Origin of the sequence: Natrarchaeobius halalkaliphilus (assembly GCF_003841485.1) — an archaeon.
GTDB lineage: Archaea > Halobacteriota > Halobacteria > Halobacteriales > Natrialbaceae > Natrarchaeobius > Natrarchaeobius halalkaliphilus.
The window spans coordinates 384,575-400,757 of the sequence record NZ_REFY01000004.1 but is presented as its reverse complement, the minus strand read 5'-3'; the positions used below and the strand labels follow the sequence as shown (position 1 = coordinate 400,757).

Here is a 16,183-nt window from a genome sequence, read left to right as displayed (position 1 = left end):
GCGTTTTTGATGCGGCCGGAGAAACCGTCTCAGTAATGCTTGATCGCGAGCGGGTCATCGAAATTATCGTGGCCGTCTCTGCCGTACTGGTGATGCTGGGTGTCATGTTCTACATCGGCGTAACCTACGGCGGGGAGAACAGCGTCCTCTCACCCGATGGCGCGGAGATGCTCGTCGGTGCGATCGTCGGCTTTATCCTCCTGCTGACGGCCGTCGGCATCGGGCTGGCATTCGTGCTGAACGAACCCGGAGACGGCCTCGAAGACGAGGATACCGAAGCGAAGAACGCAGCCTGATCGATCAGTGCCGTTACCGGTACCGTTTTCCTTGCTCGCAACCGACATATCCCGTGAGCAGTGCCGGCTCGAGTTCGAACGCTGAGCAGTCGTCATCCCGTCGCCAGCTGGCCCTCTTTCTCGCGCTCGTCCTGCTGGGCTCGTCCCTCTTCGTCCGGACGCCGGCGTTCCTCCCCGGACGGACGGCGATGGGCGTGATGGGGATTTTTGCGGTCATCGCGGTCGTCCTCCTGTGGCGACGGTCCGCGGCGGCGTCCGAAGCCGGCTCGACCGACCGATCAGATGGCGACCGAGAGCGTCAATCGGACGCCGAACGGGCGGCCGACGGTGACTCGAGCGTCTGGAACGCGATTCCGTCCTGGCAGTACGAGGGGCGCCACGTCGAATCGGGCGGACTCGCTCGGTCCGAACAGGAGCGAGCGCTCGAGGACGTCCGCCAGCAGGCTGCGGAACTCTCCGAGGAGCCGCCGGAAAAATGATCCGTCGGAGTTAGTCGTCCGCAGGTTCGCCTTCCTCCTCCCCCTCGCTTTCGCGCCAGTCCTCGAGTTCGTCGTCTTCGGCATCGTCGATCCGCTCTTCGTAGTAGGCCATCGGATGAGGGATGCGCTCACAGAGGTCGTCTTTGTTCACGCAGTCGCCGTAAGATTGCATCGTCGCACACGAGGGCGAGGAGTACTCAGTCGGTGACGTATCGCCCCGGATGTGGTCGGTCTGGTAGCGAGTCATCTCCTCACCGAACGAGGAGTTTACCCGATAGAGGTCGACGATCTCGTCGGTCGACATGCCGATGTTCGCCAGAAACGCGGTGATCGCGAACCGGGAGTGATGCGGGAGGTGTTCCCCCTTCTGGATATCGTCGAGCAGTGCCTTCATACACGGCGGGAACAGGTCGGGGACGACCGTGTCTATTTCGCGGGTCAGATCGAGTTCGGCCAGCGCTCGTCTGATCTCCTCGGCGTCGTCCTCGAGCGCGCTCGCGATCGATTCGGGGACCTCGAACGGCAATCCGTCCTCGATGCGGTTCCGGATCGCCTCCCGGAGGAGCACCAGCAGTTCGTCCTCGCTGACCGGGACCTCCCCATCGGCTACCGGCTGATTGACGAGCAACCACTCGTCGCCCCACAGGTTCGCCGCAAGCGGAAGATACGTACCGACGTCGATCCGGTAGCTCTCCGTCGACGAGCTTCGAACGGCTTCGTCCATCTCGAACTCGGCACGGAGGTCCGCGAGATCGAGTGCCGTCGTTTCGACGCTTTTCAGTTCGGTCGTGTCGTCGCGGTCGTTTTTGAACCGGTCGTAGGCGGTTTCGGCCTCTCCGCGAGCGTACCGTCGAACGAGGATGCGTTCCCCGACCATCGAGACGAGAACGCGCGCAACGGGATAGGAGAGCAACTCGATCCGGGTCGTTCGGTGTGGCTCACCGATACCCTCCCCCTCGAGTGCGGTAATAACTCGTTGACGGGCGCGGTCGACGACCGCGCGATCGTCCTCGACGACGGTCGCCAGATCGACCGCCTCGGTCGCCACGGTCTCGCGTGCCGCCTCGAGAAACGGGTATCGGGCGTGCAGTCGCTGCATCGGTAATCCGATGTTACTCCGACGGGATAAACGCGCTGGTTGTCCCCTCCGAGCTATATATCAGCTCTCGGTGGAGAAATACACGCGGAGGCATTTCGCAGCGACGAGATCGGGAGATCAACAGTCGTTACCGGTGCGACCACGACCGCCCGCGGTCGCACCGGTAACCCGGTACAGCAATCCGTATCAGCGAACGTCGGTTACGTAGGTCTGTTCGTGGTCCGGAAAGTAGTCCCCGACGGCGTCGAGGCCGTCCTCGTCGACGATGAGCGCCCGGAGCTCCGCCTCGTAGTCGGCTCGCCTGATCTCCTCGCTTGGCCCGACCGTTACCTCGAGATGGGCGTCGACGAGCTGGTCGACGGCACCGCGGCCGAACCCCGACAGCGGCGAGATGTAATCGACGCTGTGTCGGTCCTCGAGACTCTGTGCTTGGGCCCTCGAAACCGTGGGCACGCGATCGTCCCGTCGCGTTCCGTCCGCGACGACGTCGAACCCGTCGGCTGCGGCTCGTTCGAGTGCGTGCTGGTGGACGTGTTGGATACCGTTTCGAGGGAAGCCGTCGTCCCGGATCATCGCGACGGCCTCGTGTGCCACCTCCGCATCGAGTTCGAGCCGTTCGAACGCGAAGCCGGTCGCGTCGGCGGTCGCGCGGGCGTGTTTCCAGTCGTCGCTAATTCCGAACTGGGCCGTCACGAGCGTTACGTCGTAGAAATCCTCGAGGAGGAGCGCCGCGAGCGTCGAATCCTTGCCGCCGCTGTAAAGCAGTCCGACCTCCATCAGCGTCGCTTGATGTCGAAACTCTTCGAGTCGGGCTTTAGCTCCTTCAAGAGCTGTTTCATCTTGTCGTCGTCGATTTTGCCCTGCATCCGTCCGCTTCGGGCCAGCGCGATGACCTGCTGTTCGACCTGCTGGCCGAACTGTGGTTTGCTCATCTTGACCGTGTTGAGTCGCTTTCGCGCGTCGTCGGTCAGGTGCTGGCGCAAGAGCGCCTGTTTCTGGGCGTCCGCTTGCTGCTGGGCGGCCTCCTTGGAGCCCTCCCCCTGTCCGGATTCCGCCTGTTCCTGTAGCTGCTCCATTTTCTGCTGTCGAAGCTGTTCGAGTTTCTCCTCGTCGGGTGCGTCGCTCATACGTCTTCGATTGTTTGGCGGCGGGGAAAATGATTACGGACCACGCTCACGCCGGGCGACTGATCGCTCTCGAGAAACGCGTGACGAAAAGCGGGAGATGAGGCCGACGTTCAGGCGTAGCGCTCGAGTTCCGGACGGTCGAGGTCCTCGAGTACGGTGCCTGCGGTATCGTCGAGGAGGCTCCGTCCGTTCGGGGTGATGCGCCGTCCTTCGCCCTCTGCAGTCTCGACGAGGTCCTCGTCCTCGAGTTGCTGGAGGATCGTCCGGATCACGTTGCGCGAGCCGTCGGTCCGTCGGTCGGGCGCGACGCGGTAGCGGTTCGAGCCGCTTTTCGCGTTGCCGTATTCGGTTGCGAGTCGTTCGACACCGACGGGTCCGCGATCCGCGATCTTTCGCAGGAGACTCGCCGCACGCGTCGCCCAGAAGTCCTCCTGTTGGGGTGGCAGTTCGCGACCGACGCCGGTCTTTGCGAACTGCGCCCAGTCGGGTTCGTCGAGTCGGTCTCCGAGGTCCTCAGCGAGCGCCTCGATGAGATCGTCCGCCGGAACGTCGTACATCGTAGCCATTGGGGTCAGGTTCCCTTCCGCGGCATTTAAGACCATCGTATCGCACTCGAGCCGCGTCGGCGTTCCGTTTCCACCGGTCGCCGTCGGCACAGCGCAGTCCCGGACCGTTTTTCGCACTCGAGACGAAACGAGAGGTATGGACGAACGGGCCGTACTGGCGCTTCTGGAACGCGAACTCGAGGCCGCCGGCGACGACGCCGCGGTCGTCGACGATCTCGTGATAACGACGGACATGCTCCACGAGCGGACGGATTTCCCGTCCGGAACGACGCGCTATACGGCGGGTTGGCGTGCCGTCGGTGCGTCGCTATCGGACGTGGCCGCGATGGGTGCGACCGCGATAGCGGCGGTCGCCGTTTACGCGGCTCCCGAGCTCGACCGTGACGAGGTGCTCGCGTTCGTACGCGGCGCACGCGAGGTCTGCGAGCGCGTCGGTGCCGAGTACGTCGGCGGCGATCTCGACGGTCACGATGAGTTTACGGTTACGACGACCGCGTTCGGACGGACGGACGACCCCGTCCTCCGAGGCGGTGCCCGTCCCGGCGACCGCCTCTGTGTCACGGGAACGCTCGGACGAAGCGCCGCCGCACTCGAGCTGTTCGATCGTGCGTCCGAAACCGACTCGGCTGCCGACGCCGACCGCCTCCGTGAACGGGCGAACGAGCTGTTCCGGTTCGAGCCGCGTGTCGACGCCGGCCTTGCACTCGGAGCGCACGCGACCGCAATGATGGACTCGAGCGACGGGCTCGCGCGCTCGCTCCACCAGCTTTCGGAGGCAAGCGACTGCGGGTTCGCGGTGGACGCTGGGGACGTCCCGATCGACGATGCGTTGTTCGAGGTCTCAGCCGACGACGACGAAGCGCTCGAGCGCGCAACGACGTTCGGGGAGGATTTCGAGCTCGTGGCAACCGTTCCCGAAGACGCACTCGAGGCCGTTCGAGCGGCGACAGCCGTCCCACTTTCGACGATCGGTTCGGTCCGCAAACCCGGCGACGGAATAACGATAGACGGCGACGCGCTCGAGGATCGCGGATTCACGCACGGCTGAGAGACGGAGGCCGCTATTCGACGATCGCGATCGGAACGGCCATGAAACAGAGGATTCCGAGCCCGAACGTGACGATGCCGAGGAGGAGCCGACCGAGACCCAACCGGTCGTCGCGGACCGGGTGTGCGGGGCCGACGGTGGCGAGGATGGCGGTGAAGACGCCCCAGACCGCCCAGATGAGGACTGAGTTACCGCCGTGGTCACCGACGTAGTAGAGATAGACCGCCAGACCGAACAACGCGCCCGGAACGAGCGCCGCGATCGTCTCCTGGAACTCACCGGCCATCGCCCGGAGGATGTGTCCGCCGTCGAGCTGGCCGACGGGGATAAGGTTGAGAAAGGTAACGAACATCCCGACCCAGCCGCCGATGACGACCGGGTTGACCGCCGTCGCCGGGTCGTCGCGGTACAGCGGCTGGTCGAACGCGGCCGCGAGCATCTCGAGCAAGGGTGGGTAGCCGAGCCGTATCTGGATCGCGTTGGGATCCTGAACGACGGATTCGGGTGCGGTCACCGGCGGCAGGTGTAACCCGACGACCGTGACTGCGATCGTCGCGACCAGACCGGCGAGCGGTCCGGCGACGCCGATGTCGAACAGTGCCTTCCGGTCGGGCATTCGCCCTTTCATCTTGATCACCGCACCCATCGTACCGATGAGCGTAGGCACGGGGATGAAGTACGGAAGCGAGGCGTCGACGTCGTGGTACCGACTCGTCACGTAGTGTCCCATCTCGTGAACGCCCAGGACGCCGAGGATCGCGACGGTAAACGGCCAGGCGCGCCACATCTCGGTCGGATTGGCGATCGGATCGATGTGATACCACATCGACCCGGCAAACAGCGTCGACGCGACGGTCAGACACAACAGAACGACGTTGGTCCAGGGAACCCCGTCGACGCCGACCTGTTTCGGTTCGGCAACCAGGACGAACTCGCCGTGTCGAGTCGTCAGTTCCGGTTCGTAGCCGGCCTCCTGGAACACGGGCCACAGCTCGCTCATCACGTCCTGCGGTGGAACCAGTGGATCGCCGTAGTAGACCAGCGTCCGGCTCGCCTCGTCCGAACCAGCGGTCTCACCCTCGGTCTGCGTTTCGTACACCGAAAAAACCGACTCGATCCGCTCGAGCGGCGGTCCGTTCTGGAGGGGCTGGGCTCGCGTCGACGTGCTGTAGCCGGACGAATCGACGTCGTCCATCGTGCGTGACTCACTGTCCCCTCGTATATACGTTCGCTGGAACGGGGTGTGGACGGCGGAAGGAGAGACGAAACGGGGACCGACGCGACTCGAGCGATGCCGAAGCCCCCACCCCTTCGTCGAGCGGCGGAGACGAAACCGTGCGGGGAACGCGTTCGCGTCGGTGACGAGACCGCTCGAGAGTCGCGTCTCGGAACCTCAAGCGGATTCGACGCGCCACGTCGTTGCGCTCGTGTAGGACCACTTTTCGATCTCGAGTTCGGTCGCGGACTCGGAGAGTTTGACCATGAGCGCGCCGATCTCCTTGGGAGACATGCCGACTTCGTCGGCGATGAACTTGCCTTTGAAGTACAGCTCTCCGTCTTCGGCGCGGTCGCGAAGGTAGCGTTTCAGACGGTGTTCCTTGCTTTCCGTGGAGGGTTGTGCTGTTGTACTCATCGACATCGACCACTTGTGATGGGTATATGTTATAAGTCGAGGACGGTTCGCTAAAATTCGATTGTGTTCACTGATCTGATCGGTAATGAATCTTTTAGCCGCGTTTATTCACTCATTTACTACTCCTCTAGAATCTGTTAAACGTTTTACGACGGGCGCTAACTCATTATCTCGGTGCGATCATACGGACGAGATAGTACTTCTCGATGGACGGATAGTCACTGTATTCTATCGCTGGGGAGCGGAAACGATGAGGGTGCTATCGTCCATCTTAGCCGCGGACCATCAACGTTGTTCGTGAACCCAGAACTCGTCTTCGATCGTCACTTCCTTCTTGAAGAGCGGAACCTCGTCTTTCAGCCGGTTGATTCCGTCTTCGACGGTCCGGAACGCTTCCTCGCGGTGGCCCGCGAGGACGACGACGAAGACGATATCCTCGCCGTCCTCGATGACGCCGGTTCGGTGGTAGAGTTCGACTGAGAGCACGCCGTCTCGCTTTTCGAGGTCGACCTCGAGTGCGTTCATTCGTTCATCGGCGACGCCCTCGTACTTCTCGAACTCGAGGTACTGCGTCCGATCGTCGTCCTCGGCGTCTTTCGCGCGCACTCGACCGGTAAAGGTCGCGATCGCGCCGGACCGGTCGGCCAGAGGAGACCGTTTGACGCGAGCGACGAGTGACTCGAGCGTTTCGTAGGGGTCGACGCGCTCGAGTTCTGTCGCGAGGTCGATATCCGCGAGTTCGGCCGCTGTCTCGACGGTAGCGATGACGTGATCCGACTCGACGTCGAGGCTGTCCTCTCCGGTCCGTCCCGATCCCACGACGACCGAGGGATACTGCAGAGGGCGGACGCCGACGACGACGGCGTACTCGCAGTCGAGCGCCAGCCGATCGAGTGCGTCGTCGACGGAGAGCCCCGTTCCGGTCGCAGTCCAGTCGCCGTCCGCTCCGAGTTCGTAGGTAACGTCTCCGCCGACCGTAATCGTCTCGCTGGCGGTCATTCCGTCCGCAATAGTCGCGTCGTATCTGACGACGCCGACGCGTCCCGCCCCCGAAAGCCGTTCGACCGCCTGATCGACGACGGTCTCGAGCGTCTCGTCTCGTGCGTCGTGACCGACGATACCGAGTACGTGCATGTACGTGACAAGGCCGGGTTGCACTTTGTAGCTGTCGCCGCCGGACCGACCAGCACCGCTTTCAAGTGTCACGCCGTGGCGAGTGCCGGACAGTTGGCAACTCTTAAGATAGCAACCCGGTTACACCGGATTAGCATGAAAGTGGTCGTCTCCATCGGCGGAAGCGTACTCGTCCCCGAGCCCGGCGCTCATCGGGTGGCCGAGCACGCTGCCGTCGTCGAAAACCTCGTTTCGGACGGCTGTCGCGTCGGCGCAGTCGTCGGCGGTGGCGGTGTCGCGCGGGAGTATATCGGTGCCGCGCGCGACCTCGGGGCCAACGAAATCGAACTCGATCAGCTCGGGATCGACGTTACCCGACTCAACGCTCGGCTCCTCATCGCCGCACTCGGTGAAGAGTCCGTCACGGCGCCGGCACTCGATTACGAGGAAGCCGGCGACGCGCTCCGTCAGGGAAACGTCTCCGTCATGGGCGGCGTCGCTCCCGCTCAGACGACCGACGCCGTCGGTGCGGCCCTCGCGGAGTACGTCGACGCCGACCTACTCGTCTACGCGACCAGCGTTCCGGGGGTCTACAGCGCCGACCCCAACGAGGACGAGAGCGCGACCAAGTACGACCGACTCTCGGCCGCCGAACTCGTCGACGTCATCGCCGGCCTCGAGATGAACGCCGGCGCGTCGGCTCCAGTCGACCTGCTCGCGGCGAAGATCATCGAGCGGTCGGGGATGCGGACGATCGTCCTCGACGGAACGGATTCCGACAGAATCGCCCGAGCGGTCCGGTACGGCGAACACGACGGTACCGACGTCATCCCCGCCGGTGTCGGTGAAGAGCCGACGTACTGGGCGGAACACGAGCGATGAGCGACGAACCGGACACCGAGACGAACAGCGAGGGCGGACGTGCGGTCGCGGAATCGGAACCAGGCGACGAGTCGAGCCCGTACACACTCCAGCGCGAGGACGACGAACACCACGCGTTCTGGGCCGACGCCGTCGCAGACCGAGTCGAGGCGCGCGATCCGGACGAACCGATCGTCGTCAAAGGCGGCATCTCGCCGTCGGGAGTCCCTCACCTCGGCAACGTCAACGAACTGTTGCGCGGTTACTACGTCGCCGAGGTCCTGCGCGAGCGCGGCCACGAGGTGCGCCAGGTGTTCACCGCGGACGATCGTGATCCGCTTCGCAAACTCCCGCGGACGCTCTGTGACCTCGAGGGAGCCCTCGTCGATCTGGGTGACGTCGACGCGGGCGCACTCGGACGTAATCTCGGCGCGCCGTACACCGACATTCCCGACCCGTTCGGCTGCTGTGACTCCTACGGCGACCACTTCTCGAGAATCATTGCGGACAGCGCCGACGCCGTCGACGTCCCGATCGACCTCGTCTCGAACACGGAGTTATACGAGCGCGGCGAGTTCGATGACGTTACTCGCCACGTCCTGGAGAACCGCGACCGTGCACGCGACGTTCTGGCGGCCTACCAGGACAAAGTCGACGACGACTACGTCCCGTTCAATCCGATCTGTGCGGAGTGTGGGAAGATCACCGAGACCGTCACGGGCGTCGATCTAGACGCCGAGCCGGCGACCGTGTCCTACCGGTGTACCGACATGGACGCCGGCGATCGGACCATCGACGGCTGCGGTCACGAGGGCAGCGCCACCGTCCGAGAGGGGAAGATGCCCTGGCGCTTCGAGTGGCCCGGCCAGTGGCAGCAGCTGGGCGTCGACTTCGAACCCTTCGGCAAGGATCACGCCGAGGGCTCCTGGCCGAGCGGCGACGACGTCGCCCGCAACGTCCTCGAGATCGAACCGCCCGTGCCGATGGTCTACGAGTGGTTCACCCTCGATGGAGAGCCCTTTTCGTCCTCGGCGGGTAACGTCATCCTCGTCTCGGACGTCCTCGAGCTGATCGAACCCGAGGTGTTGCGGTATTTCTTCGTCAAGGATCCCTCGAAAGCTCGGGACTTCAGCATCGAACGCCTCGATCAGCTGGTCGACGAGTTCGATCGACTCGAAGAGATTTACTTCGACGAGATCGACGCCGACGAGGACGAGGTGGCCTTCGCAAAGCGAGTCTATCCGCTCATCGTCGACGAGCCACGAGAACGGCGCATCCGCCTTCCGTATACCTTTGCGGCGGTCCTCGGGATGACCGACGACCCCGACCTGCGCGAGGAGATAGCCCGTCGGGAGGGTCACGTTCCCGACGACGCGCCCGAGTGGGCGGTCGAAGAGGCGCTCGAGCGCGTCGAGCAGGCCCGAAACTGGGCCCGGCGCACCGAAAACGAGTTCGACTACGAACTCAAGCGCGCGGCGGTTCCGGACCACGACTTCGACGCCGCGACCGAGGCGGCACTCGAGGACCTTGCGGACTTCGTCGAGGAAGGCCACGGGCCCGAGGAGATTCAGGGAGAGATCTACGAGAGTGCGAGACGCCACGACGTCGAAACCGGCGAGTTCTTCGCGGCCGGCTATCGGCTCTTTTTCGACGAGCGACAGGGTCCGAAACTCGGCCCGTTCCTCGCGAACGTCGACCGGGAGTTCGTCGTCGCACGGCTCCGGCGCGAGCGGTGAGACTCGACGGACGAGCCGCCGGTCCGTGTCCAGACAAAAGCCATTTGAGAACGCCGCTCCGAGTACCGACTGATGGTTTACGGTTCCCCCGCTTTCGTTTCGCCCCCCGAACTCTTCGGTTCGGAGCTCCTGACCTGGGTCCTCGTCGGTCTCTTCGTCTACTGGTTCGGGATCATCCTCCTCAAGAGCACGAACCTGCTCCCGGCGTTTATCGGTGCGCAGGGGCCGATCCTGACGTTTCACACCAAGCGCGGGCGCGCGTTTCTCGACTGGCTCTCCGGTCCCAAACGGTTCTGGCGAGCCTGGGCGAATCTCGGTATCGGCATCGCGCTCGTCGTGATGGTGGCGATGTTCGTCTTCTTACTCTTTGCGGCGATCGGCGCGCTCACCTCGCCACAGCCGACGTCCTCCGTCCAGCAACCCCGAAACGTGCTCGTGATTCCCGGCGTCAACGACTTCCTCCCGCTCTCTGCGACGCCGGGAATCGTATTCGGGTTGCTGGTCGGGCTCGTCGTTCACGAAGGGGGCCACGGGCTCCTCTGTCGCGTCGAGGACATCGACATCGAGTCGATGGGCGTCGCGATGCTCGCGATCATCCCGATCGGGGCCTTCGTCGAACCCGAACAGGAAAGCAGCAGAAACGCCTCTCGAGGCGGCCAGACCCGAATGTTCGCTGCCGGAGTGACGAACAACTTCGCGATCACGATCGTCGTCTTTGCGCTCCTGTTCGGTCCCGTCATCGGCTCGATCGCCGTTGCGCCCGGTGCTGCCGTCGGCGGAGTCGCGCCCGACTCGCCTGCGGCGTCGGCCGGCATCGAACCCAACGACCGAATCACCGCGATCAACGGAGAGTCCGTCGAGGACAACGACGCCCTCACCGACCGAGTCGAGGCGGCCGACGGCAATCAGCTCACGGTCGAACTCAACGGCGAGGAGACGATCGAGGTCGATCGATCGTTGCTCGTCACCGCGGCGATCGGTGACGACATCACGGGCCTTGATGCGGGCGACAAAATCATCGCCGTCGGAGATCAGGAGATCGCCACCGAAACCGAACTCCTCGAGGCCGTCGGAGAGAGCGAGACGGCGACGCTCACGGTCGAAACGGACGACGGGATCGACGAACGCGAGGTTCCGATCGGCGCGCTCGTCGAAATCGCTGACGACGGTCCGCTCGTCGAAAGCGACGCGCCGGCCAACGAACACTTCGTCATCACCTCATTCGACGGCGAACGCACCCCCTCACAGCAGGCTCTGAATGAGCGGCTGGGAACGACCGACCCCGGCGACGAGGTTACCGTCGCCGGCTACCTCGATGGCGAACGCGTCGAGTACGACGTCACGCTCGGGGACCGGAGCCAGGTGACCGGCGGTGGCACGGTCGGGTTCTACGCCGTATCGGGAATCTCTGGCTTTTCGGCCGAGACGTTCGGCGTCCAGCTCTATCCCGCCGAGGCGTACCTCTCGGTGCTCGGCGGTGAAACGGACGAAGACGTCGGTGCGTTCACCGACTCCTTCCTCGGCAAGATCGGCTTTGCAGTGTTGCTTCCGATCGCCGGCGTTCTCGAGGTGTTGCCCTACAACTTCGCCGGCTTTGCCGGCGGTATCGAGAACTTCTATCAGGTCGAGGGTTCGCTCGCCGCCTTCGGTGACTGGACCGTTTTCGCGATCGCGAACCTGCTGTTTTGGACCGGCTGGATCAACCTCCAGCTCGGCTTTTTCAACTGCATTCCGGCGTTCCCGCTCGACGGCGGTCACATCCTTCGGACCAGCACCGAAGCCGTGGTCTCGCGTCTCCCGATCGATGCGACTCGCGGGATGGTCCGCGTGGTCACGACGACGGTCGGTGTGGCGATGCTGATAAGCTTCCTCGCGATGTTGTTCGCGCCGGGACTACTCGCCGGCTGAGCAACGACGCGTCGGGGGCCGACCCAGTGATCGGCTCGGCGGTGACGAACATCTACTCACGGAGACGAGTCGATCGGCAGACAACACACGAAGTCGAATCGTCGACGGACGACAACAGAAGCGGTCCAGAGCCTGTTTGACGACGGCCACGGAAGACTGGGCGGGAGACACTCATGACGGCCCAGACAAGCGGGGCCTCGATCTGCGATCGTCGTGAACCGGTTCACGTGGCCTGATCGTCGTTTTCATCGATTCCGTGGCGCCGGGAGAACTCCTCGGGCGTCGCTTCGACGCGCTCGAACGCGGTCTCGAAGTAGTGTTCGTGGTGGCGAGCCAGCTGCTCGACGATCCACTCGCTGAACGCCTCGTCGAAACGCCACTCGCCCTCGAGTTCGGGGATCTGGAAACGGTCGTCGGTCGCAAACGCGGCGTAGACGTGAAAGAAACCGAGGATCACGTCCGCGAAGTCCTCGGCCTTCTCAGACCCCTTCTCGCGACGGTCGCTGAGTTCCTCGAGTCCGGCGTCGGTCACCTCGAAGTACTTGCGATCGGGTTCGTCCTCGCGCTCGATCCGTTTCGCCCATCCCTTCTCTTCGAACTTGTACAGGATCGGATAGACCGATCCGTACGAGGGTTCCCAGTGGCCGCCGCTGATCTCCTCGATCTCTTTTAAGATTTCGTAGCCGTAGCGCGGTTTCTCCTCGAGTAGCTCGAAGACGAGATACGCGATGAGTCCCTTTGGCGGCCCACTTTTCCGCATACGACACGTGATTTAAACGGACGTACGTAAAGGGTTTCGGTCGGCTAACCGATCGCTCCCGAGCGTGGTACCGTCTCGTCCGGTCGGAACGAAACCCTGTCCTTCTTTGCGACGCCACGCCAATCGGAGAGTATGACCCGTCGGACACCACCACAGACCGAAGAGGGCTGGTACGTGCTCCACGATTTCCGGTCGATAGACTGGGACGCCTGGCGAAACGCGCCCGACCATCGCCGGTCGAGAGCGATCGACGAAGGGATCGAGTTCCTGGCCGCGGCCGAACGACTCGAGGACGCCGATGCGGGCGACTCCGCGACGTTCTCGGTGCTCGGACACGAGGCCGATCTACTGGTCTTACACCTCCGCCCGACCCTGGCAGATCTCGACGGGCTCGAGCGCCGATTCGAACACACCGAACTAGCGGCGTTCACCGAGCGAACGGACTCGTACCTCTCCGTGACCGAGGTCTCGGGCTACATGTCCCAGGAGTTCTTCGACGAGGACAGCGAGGTCGAAGATACGGGGATGAAGCGATACATTGAGTCCCGTCTCGAGCCCGAGATTCCCGAGGCGGAGTTCGTCAGCTTCTACCCGATGAGCAAGCGACGCGGCCCGGATCACAACTGGTACGACCTCCCCTTCGACGAACGCGCGGAACACCTCTCGAGTCACGGCGATATCGGCCGGGAGTACGCAGGTCGAGTCACGCAGATCATCTCGGGTAGCATCGGACTCGACGATTTCGAGTGGGGCGTGACGCTGTTCGCTGACGATCCGACCGACGTCAAGGAACTGCTCTACGAGATGCGCTTCGACCCCTCGAGTTCTCGGTTCGCCGAGTTCGGCCGGTTCCTCTCGGCTCGTCGATTCCCGCCCGAGAACCTCGGTGCCTTCCTCGCCGGCGAAACGATTCCACAGGAGACGAGTGCGGATACACACGGCGGTAGCCACCCCCACGGAAGCGGTGGCTCGAGTGACCCTGCACACGGGGAATCCGGCGCACACGGCGGCGATGGGTCTCACGGTGACCACCACGGTGACGAGGACGTCCGAAGCGAACTCGACGAGATCGGCGTCTACGCGGGCCAACCGCACGGCGAGGACGTCCACGCGGTCGTCCTCTACTCGGCGGCCGATTCCGACCATCTCTTCGAAGAGGTGGACGGATTGCGGACGAACTTCGATCACTACGACTCCCACGTCAAGACGGCGGTGTACGAGCCGGAATCCACCGATCGAGACGACGGGGGAGCGGACGGCGAATCAGCGAGTGAGAACGCCGAGACGGCGATCGTCAGTCTCTGGGAGACCGAACGGGCCGCGGATACGGCGGCCGGCTTTCTCGCGGATCTGCCGGAGATCGTCAGGCAGGCGGGCGACGACGACGGCGATTCCTGGGGTACGATGGGCATGTTCTACACCGTCAAAGCCGAACGCAGGGGTGACTTCGTCGGTACCTTCGGCGACGTCGCCGGGCTGCTCGATGACATGGACGGTCACCGAAAGACCGACCTGCTGGTCAACCGCGAGGACGAAAACGACATGTTCATCGCGAGCCGTTGGGACGGCCGCGAGGACGCGATGGCCTTTTTCCGAAGCGATGCTTTCTCCGAAACCGTCGAGTTCGGTCGAGACGTCCTCGCGGATCGACCGCGACACGTGTTCCTCGCCTGATCGCGCCGGCTCTTAGAGCGGTCCCGATCTGTCCGTCTCGTCGTAAAAGAAGTAGGCGGCGACGCCCGCTAATCCGAGAACGAGCGTGATGTAGGGCCAGTTTTCGGCGTCACGATCGGAAAGTGCGGCGTGAACGGCCACGAAGATCGCAAAGCCGACGTGAGCGACCGCCGTCGCGAGCAAGAACGAAGCGAGATCCATCGCTCGAGGGATTCGCCCTGAGCCCCATAGCCGTTTCGAACCGACAGCACGTCAGGTCACGACTCGGGTCGTGGCGGCGACCGCTCGACCGACGTAGACTTGCGCGCGGATCGCCACCGGTGTCCCGCGTAGACGGTCGCCGCCAACAACGTTCCGACGAGGCCGAGTAACCACGCGAGTGCGACGTATCCGACGGCTACGTGGTCGTACGGACCGATCACGTCCTGGGGTGGTTCGGTCGCCCACGGGCCGAAATGAGAGAGGGTGACGACGACGAAAATCGCCCCTAGCAAGACGACCCAGTACCCTGCCCCGGCTCGCTCCGTCAGCGTCAGATAGAGCCCGATTGCGAGAAGCGGATAGATCGCGAGAGTGTAAGTAAAGGGCGTGACTTCGGGGATCACCGGCCAGCCGACGTGATTGCCCCTGATGAGATGATCGACGTGGTGTCCGATCCCGAAGACGGTCGCCAGCGCGATCAGTTTGTACAACCGTTCGTCGACGCTTTCCGACCCGGAACGTACGATCGCTCGAGGGAGCCGCGTTCTCCCGTCTGTCTGGAACATACCTCACCAGTCGACGAGCCGCAAAGGAATAATTTTCCCAACGTATTGATAGTCGGGAGATCGCCTCGTCTCCTCCTGCTCGTCGCGATCGAGGCGTCGTGGCGATAGCGAGCGCTGAACAGGTCGATTCCGGATGATCTGATGGTAGAAAATCGCCGTTATAGGTCGTGGTCGGGGTCGTCTTCGACGGTGCGCTTCATCGAGTCGCGTCGCGACTTGGCGTCCCGTCCGGTCGCCTCGAGCAGGAAATCGTTTTTCGCGTCGACTGCCTCACCAGCGGCCTCGAGTTCGTCGGGACCGAGTTCGGTGGGATCCCGTTCGTAGAACTCCACGCCGAGTTTGTCCTTTTTGCCGGAGTATTCGACGGCACCGACGACGATCTTCTCGAAGACGGGATTTGCCGGCTCTCCGACCACGTGAAGATCGGATCCCTTGTACTCCTGGGTCTCCGTGATGGTGCCGAAGTAGTCCTCGACCGTCGACTCCATGTCCGGGATTCGCTCCTCGAGATATTCACCGCGACGCATCTTGTACTCCTTCATGGATTGGAGATACACGGCGGGGTGTTTACCTCTTTTCATCAGCGGTCGAGGCGGATACCCCGAGGCTTGACCTCGGGGAGGAAGCCGACACTTGGGAGGAAATCCACGTACTACAACACGGCCAACTCCCCCACGCTCCCAAACACCCGCCATTAAATACACCTATCTATCTGATGAAGTATGGCAGAGGTGGTCAGGAACATTCGAGTCGAACTCAACATCCCCGAGTCACGACACTCGGATGTTGACCACACCTTCGAGGAGTTCCGCCAAGCCGCCCAATACGTTGCAGACCACGGGTGGAGCGACGACCTATACCACCTCGTCAAAGCCAAAAACGAACTCCACCAAGCCACGTACACCGAAGTCCGCGAGAAAACCGATCTCCAATCCAGTCTCGTCCAATCCGCGAGAAACCTCGCCGTCGACGCCCTCGGGAGCTGCCACGGCTCACTCAAAGATGACAAAAACACGAGCAACCCGGAGTTCCGAGGAAGCGTCATCGTGTACAACGGACGCACCATCAGGACATTTCCGCACCATCGAGAACTACGGTCGGACGGGTGAACTGGTT

19 protein-coding genes are annotated in these 16,183 nt (G+C 63.2%); 8 read left to right on the top strand and 11 right to left on the bottom strand.

All coding sequences use genetic code 11. The features are described from left to right. Positions 1-35 precede the first annotated feature (35 nt). Complete coding sequence (locus EA462_RS12105; protein ID WP_124178829.1) at positions 36-296, top strand: DUF7472 family protein; 261 nt, start codon at positions 36-38, stop codon at positions 294-296. 53 nt (positions 297-349) lie between these two features. Continuing rightward, positions 350-775: a hypothetical protein gene (locus EA462_RS12100; RefSeq protein WP_124178828.1), complete on the top strand. Its 426-nt coding sequence runs from the start codon at positions 350-352 to the stop codon at positions 773-775. Between the two features lie 10 nt (positions 776-785). Here the strand turns inward: EA462_RS12100 and priL are convergent, their stop codons facing one another. The 4 genes from priL to EA462_RS12080 form a co-directional block, all read right to left on the bottom strand. Then, positions 786-1,874, bottom strand: a complete 1,089-nt coding sequence (priL, locus tag EA462_RS12095) for a DNA primase regulatory subunit PriL (RefSeq protein WP_124178827.1) — start codon at positions 1,872-1,874, stop codon at positions 786-788. Positions 1,875-2,060: 186 nt separating this feature from the next. Next, the gene (locus tag EA462_RS12090; RefSeq protein WP_124178826.1) at positions 2,061-2,651 is read right to left on the bottom strand and encodes a DUF7411 family protein; all 591 of its coding nucleotides are present in this window, start codon (positions 2,649-2,651) and stop codon (positions 2,061-2,063) included. Continuing rightward, positions 2,651-3,001 carry a DNA-binding protein gene (locus EA462_RS12085; RefSeq protein ID WP_124178825.1) on the bottom strand — a complete coding sequence of 117 codons (351 nt, stop codon included), beginning with the start codon at positions 2,999-3,001 and terminating at the stop codon, positions 2,651-2,653. Before EA462_RS12085 ends, EA462_RS12090 begins: the two co-directional genes overlap by 1 nt. Before the next feature lie 110 nt (positions 3,002-3,111). Further along, positions 3,112-3,567: a 30S ribosomal protein S19e gene (locus EA462_RS12080; protein ID WP_124178824.1), complete on the bottom strand. Its 456-nt coding sequence runs from the start codon at positions 3,565-3,567 to the stop codon at positions 3,112-3,114. 136 nt (positions 3,568-3,703) lie between these two features. Between EA462_RS12080 and thiL the strand changes: the two genes are divergently transcribed. Next, positions 3,704-4,615, top strand: coding sequence for a thiamine-phosphate kinase (thiL, locus tag EA462_RS12075; protein ID WP_124178823.1), 912 nt, complete (start codon positions 3,704-3,706; stop codon positions 4,613-4,615). Positions 4,616-4,628: 13 nt separating this feature from the next. On the opposite strand, the gene EA462_RS12070 is transcribed toward thiL, so the two are convergent. The 3 genes from EA462_RS12070 to EA462_RS12060 all read right to left on the bottom strand — a co-directional run bounded on the left by EA462_RS12070 (position 4,629) and on the right by EA462_RS12060 (position 7,382). Then, the gene (locus EA462_RS12070; RefSeq protein ID WP_124178822.1) at positions 4,629-5,810 is read right to left on the bottom strand and encodes a site-2 protease family protein; all 1,182 of its coding nucleotides are present in this window, start codon (positions 5,808-5,810) and stop codon (positions 4,629-4,631) included. Positions 5,811-6,008: 198 nt separating this feature from the next. Next, positions 6,009-6,254, bottom strand: a complete 246-nt coding sequence (locus tag EA462_RS12065) for a DUF7123 family protein (RefSeq protein ID WP_124178821.1) — start codon at positions 6,252-6,254, stop codon at positions 6,009-6,011. 279 nt (positions 6,255-6,533) lie between these two features. Then, a complete protein-coding gene (locus EA462_RS12060) occupies positions 6,534-7,382 on the bottom strand; it encodes a molybdopterin synthase (RefSeq protein WP_124178968.1) in 849 nt (282 codons plus the stop codon). Between the two features lie 135 nt (positions 7,383-7,517). Between EA462_RS12060 and pyrH the strand changes: the two genes are divergently transcribed. The 3 genes from pyrH (at position 7,518) to EA462_RS12045 (ending at position 11,866) form a co-directional block, all read left to right on the top strand. Next, on the top strand, positions 7,518-8,243 hold the full coding sequence (gene pyrH / locus EA462_RS12055; protein ID WP_124178820.1) for a UMP kinase: 726 nt from the start codon (positions 7,518-7,520) through the stop codon (positions 8,241-8,243). Next, the gene (lysS, locus tag EA462_RS12050; protein ID WP_124178819.1) at positions 8,240-9,958 is read left to right on the top strand and encodes a lysine--tRNA ligase; all 1,719 of its coding nucleotides are present in this window, start codon (positions 8,240-8,242) and stop codon (positions 9,956-9,958) included. The genes pyrH and lysS overlap by 4 nt, the downstream gene beginning before the upstream one ends. A 72-nt stretch (positions 9,959-10,030) precedes the next feature. Then, positions 10,031-11,866: a site-2 protease family protein gene (locus tag EA462_RS12045; protein WP_124178818.1), complete on the top strand. Its 1,836-nt coding sequence runs from the start codon at positions 10,031-10,033 to the stop codon at positions 11,864-11,866. A 223-nt stretch (positions 11,867-12,089) separates the two neighbouring features. Here the strand turns inward: EA462_RS12045 and EA462_RS12040 are convergent, their stop codons facing one another. Continuing rightward, positions 12,090-12,626 (bottom strand): PadR family transcriptional regulator, encoded by a 537-nt coding sequence (locus EA462_RS12040; RefSeq protein ID WP_124178817.1) that lies wholly within the window; start codon positions 12,624-12,626, stop codon positions 12,090-12,092. 132 nt (positions 12,627-12,758) lie between these two features. Between EA462_RS12040 and EA462_RS12035 the strand changes: the two genes are divergently transcribed. Then, positions 12,759-14,300, top strand: coding sequence for a heme-binding protein (locus EA462_RS12035; protein WP_124178816.1), 1,542 nt, complete (start codon positions 12,759-12,761; stop codon positions 14,298-14,300). A 12-nt stretch (positions 14,301-14,312) separates the two neighbouring features. Here the strand turns inward: EA462_RS12035 and EA462_RS12030 are convergent, their stop codons facing one another. From EA462_RS12030 to EA462_RS12020, 3 genes are all read right to left on the bottom strand, one after another. Further along, positions 14,313-14,501, bottom strand: coding sequence for a hypothetical protein (locus EA462_RS12030; RefSeq protein WP_124178815.1), 189 nt, complete (start codon positions 14,499-14,501; stop codon positions 14,313-14,315). Between the two features lie 56 nt (positions 14,502-14,557). Beyond that, positions 14,558-15,067 (bottom strand): hypothetical protein, encoded by a 510-nt coding sequence (locus EA462_RS12025; RefSeq protein ID WP_124178814.1) that lies wholly within the window; start codon positions 15,065-15,067, stop codon positions 14,558-14,560. 158 nt (positions 15,068-15,225) lie between these two features. Continuing rightward, positions 15,226-15,609, bottom strand: a complete 384-nt coding sequence (locus EA462_RS12020; RefSeq protein WP_124178813.1) for a DUF5611 family protein — start codon at positions 15,607-15,609, stop codon at positions 15,226-15,228. Between the two features lie 180 nt (positions 15,610-15,789). On the opposite strand from EA462_RS12020, the gene EA462_RS12015 reads away from it, so the two are divergent. Next, complete coding sequence (locus tag EA462_RS12015; RefSeq protein WP_124178812.1) at positions 15,790-16,176, top strand: hypothetical protein; 387 nt, start codon at positions 15,790-15,792, stop codon at positions 16,174-16,176. Positions 16,177-16,183 lie beyond the last annotated feature (7 nt).